General features: G+C 41.5%; 1 protein-coding gene and 1 pseudogene. One reads left to right on the top strand and one right to left on the bottom strand.

All coding sequences use genetic code 11. The features are described from left to right. A partial coding sequence (locus Q0L68_RS19625) for a helix-hairpin-helix domain-containing protein (RefSeq protein ID WP_296705937.1) occupies positions 1-947 on the top strand: 947 nt, incomplete at its 5' end. 41 nt (positions 948-988) lie between these two features. Here the strand turns inward: Q0L68_RS19625 and Q0L68_RS19620 are convergent. Then, positions 989-1,497: pseudogene (locus Q0L68_RS19620) on the bottom strand (LLM class flavin-dependent oxidoreductase); the annotation flags it as partial.

Here is a 1,497-nt window from a genome sequence, read left to right as displayed (position 1 = left end):
ACCCACTAGCGGAACTTGTTAAAATAGATCCTAAGTCCATCGGGGTTGGTCAATACCAGCATGACGTGGATCAGAATGCCTTAAAGAATGCACTGGATGATACCGTAATGTCTGCGGTTAATGGTGTAGGGGTGGAGGTGAATCTAGCATCCAAGCAATTACTGACTTATGTATCAGGTTTGGGGCCAGTTTTAGCCCAAAATATTATTGAATTCAGAAATGAAAACGGTCCGTTTAAGAGTCGATCTCAATTGAAAAAAGTACCAAGATTGGGCGATAAAGCATTTGAACAGGCAGCTGGTTTCTTGAGAATCTCTCAATCTAAGCATCCTTTGGATAGCTCGGCAGTTCACCCGGAACGATATGAATTAGTAGAGAAAATGGCTAAAGACGTCAATGCTTCAGTTTCTGATTTGATGAGTTCAGAGGAGTTGAGATCCAAAATCATTTTGAAAAACTACGTTTCTGAAACCGTGGGATTGCCTACTTTACAAGATATTTTGGAGGAACTTGCAAAGCCGGGAAGAGATCCAAGAGAGACTTTTGAGGTTTTTGCTTTCGAGGAAAGTGTAAATAGCATGTCAGATCTGAAAGTGGGAATGAAGCTTCCGGGAGTAGTGACGAATATTACGGCTTTCGGTGCATTTGTAGATGTGGGAGTTCACCAGGATGGTTTGGTGCATTTGAGTCATCTGGCAGATCGATTTGTGAAAGATCCGAATGAGATCGTTACCGTGAATCAAAAAGTACAGGTGACAGTGATGGAGATTGACATTCCTCGAAAGAGAATTGGGTTAAGTATGAAGGCAGATCCTTTTGCTGAGCGAGTTCGAGATTCTAAATCCCGAACAGCTGATAAAAGACCAAAAGGAAAACCCCAAGCTAAAGAATCGGAAGGATCGATGGCAGAGAAATTGGCAGCGTTGAAAAAACAGTTTGGTAATTAATTTGAAAATCCCCGTAATATCAAAGCCCGGGGATTTTTGATTTATGCAAGAAGCTCCGAAGTAATTTCCAGGGAGCGGTGTCTCTTTTCCACTTCATAAATATTCGTAGAAACCATCAGTTCATCGACTTCTACCTGGCTGAAGAAGCTTTCAAATTGAGGTTTTAGACTTTCTTTTGTGCCTATAAAAGTACAAGCCATCATGTTTTGGATGGCGGCAGCTTCCGGTTCAGTCCAGATACCTTCCATACTTTCCACAGGCTTTTTCATCGGATAGGATTTGCCACGAATGATTCCCAAAGCTGTTTGGTAAAATGAGGTAGCCAAGTAATGAGCTTCCTCGTCAGTGTCAGCTGCTATTACATTCACACAGGAAATGAAGTAAGGAGTTTGCAAGTTTTCAGAAGGCTGGAAATTTTCACGGTAATATTTAGAAGCTGAAATCAAATAACCTGGTGCAAAATGACTTGCAAAGGCATACGGAAAACCTTTTTCCGAAGCCAATACAGCACTGCTCATACTTGAGCCAAGCAGATATATTGGAACATCCA

Origin of the sequence: Algoriphagus sp. (assembly GCF_024642405.1) — a bacterium.
Lineage (GTDB): Bacteria > Bacteroidota > Bacteroidia > Cytophagales > Cyclobacteriaceae > Algoriphagus.
The sequence above is the reverse complement of the archived record's forward strand: the minus strand, read 5'-3'. Positions and strand labels throughout refer to the sequence as shown.